The 1889-nt window shown below is 63.2% G+C and carries 2 protein-coding genes; both read left to right on the top strand.

The features are described from left to right. The first annotated feature begins 222 nt into the window (after window positions 1-222). Complete coding sequence (locus tag EN879_RS34045) at window positions 223-363, top strand: capsid protein (protein WP_082826679.1); 141 nt, start codon at window positions 223-225, stop codon at window positions 361-363. 48 nt (window positions 364-411) lie between these two features. Beyond that, window positions 412-1791 carry an aspartate aminotransferase family protein gene (locus tag EN879_RS34040; protein WP_013531202.1) on the top strand — a complete coding sequence of 460 codons (1380 nt, stop codon included), beginning with the start codon at window positions 412-414 and terminating at the stop codon, window positions 1789-1791. Window positions 1792-1889: the final 98 nt, after the last annotated feature.

Raw genomic sequence — 1889 nt, 5'->3', positions numbered from 1 at the left:
GGCCGCCCGCCTGCAGGAAGCCGGCCATGCGGGGACGCTGTTCTTCGAGGAGACCGAGGGCGGCCATGGCGGGCGTGGCGACCGCCGGCCGCAGGCGGCGCAGACGGCGATGAAATATGTCTTCCTGCAAAGGGCGCTGACAGCCAAGGCCTAGAGTCATTCAGTTATGGGCCAAGCAAAGGGTGGTTCTCCTCGAGCAGCCTTTGCTCTAAGGTGGCTTCCATGGCTCTCGTCAGGACGTTGATTGACGCATTTGAGGCTCGCGCATTGCGGGTCGCGGTGACGCCGTCACCGCGCACGCTGCGCGCCGAGCTTTTGCGGCTGTGTGCCCGCATCGGCTATTCGCCACCTCTCTGCCTCTGAAGCATTCGCCCCGGCTTGGCCGGATAGAATCCAGAGGGAAGATCAGACATGACCTATCAGAATTATTCGCTGAAGCAGCTTCAGCAGATCGACGCCGCGCATCATCTGCATCCGTTCACCGACCACAAGGAAATGCGCGGGGCCGGGTCGCGCATCATCACCCATGCCAACGGCCCTTTCATCTACGATTCCGAGGGGGCTGAAATCCTCGACGGCATGGCCGGGCTGTGGTGCGTCAACATCGGCTATGGCCGTGACGAGCTGGCCGAGGCCGCCTATGCCCAGATGAAGGAACTGCCTTACTACAACTCCTTCTTCAAATGCTCGACGCCGACGCCAGTGCTGCTGTCCAAGAAGCTGGCGGAGATCGCGCCGAAGCACGTCAACCAGGTATTCTACGGCTCTTCCGGGTCGGAAGCCAACGACACCGCGCTGCGCCTCGTGCGCCACTATTGGGTGCTGGAGGGCAAGCCGGAGAAGAACCGCATCATCTCGCGCAAGATGGCCTATCACGGCTCGACCGTTGCCGGCACCTCGCTCGGCGGCATGGATGGTATGCACAAGCAGCTCAACGGTGCGGTGCCCAACATCGTCCATGTGATGATGCCCTATGCCTATGAGCTGGCGCTGCCTGGCGAGAGCGATCATGATTTCGGTCTGCGCGCGGCCGGGGCTGTCGAGGAGGCGATCCTCGAAGCCGGCGCCGACAAGGTTGCCGCGTTTATCGGCGAGCCGATCATGGGAGCCGGCGGCGTGAAGATACCGCCGGCGAGCTATTGGCCGGAAGTGCAGCGCATCTGCCGTAAATACGATGTCCTGCTGATGCTGGACGAAGTCATCACCGGTTATGGTCGCACCGGCGAATGGTTTGCCGCACAGACACTCGGCATCGAGCCAGACACGATCACCACGGCCAAGGCGCTGACCTCGGGCTATCAGCCGCTGTCGGCATTGCTGGTTGGCGACCGCATCGCCTCGACGCTGGTCGAGAAGGGCGGCGAGTTCAACCATGGCTACACCTATTCCGGGCACCCGGTGGCCTGCGCCGTGGCGCTGAAGAACCTCGAGATCATCGAGCGCGAAGGGCTGGTCGACCGCGTCCGGAACGACACCGGCCCTTACTTCGCCAAGGCGTTGCAGGAGCGCATTGCCGGACATGATCTGGTCGGCGAGGTCCGTTCGATCGGACTGATGGGCGCGATCGAGATCGTCAAGGACAAGGCGACCAAGGAGCGGTTCCTGCCGGCTGGAAGTGCGGCGGTAACCGTGCGGGATCACGCCATCACGAATGGCATGATGCTGCGCGCCACCGGCGACACGATGATCCTGTCGCCGCCGCTGATCTGGACCCGCGATACGATCGATATGGCCTGCGACCGCATCTCGAAGGCGCTGGATCTGGCGCAAGCCGATCTTCGCAAGCGGTAGAACTCGACCCCTCGGCTGGGCGCTCTTCGGCGGGCGCGCCCAGCCTTGAGACCATGCCGAAGCGGCGAGGGAACGAATTCCATCACAAGCGCGTAGTG

The organism is Mesorhizobium sp. M7A.F.Ca.AU.002.02.1.1 (genome assembly GCF_003998535.1).
In the GTDB taxonomy this organism is placed as follows: domain Bacteria; phylum Pseudomonadota; class Alphaproteobacteria; order Rhizobiales; family Rhizobiaceae; genus Mesorhizobium; species Mesorhizobium ciceri.
This window is presented reverse-complemented; position numbering and strand designations above follow the sequence as displayed.

Bases quoted from the DNA above. Each gene is read 5' to 3' on its own strand.
- EN879_RS34040 (WP_013531202.1), top strand. From the start codon at position 412: ATGACCTATCAGAATTATTCGCTGAAGCAGCTTCAGCAGATCGACGCC.
- EN879_RS34045 (WP_082826679.1), top strand. From the start codon at position 223: ATGGCTCTCGTCAGGACGTTGATTGACGCATTTGAGGCTCGCGCATTG.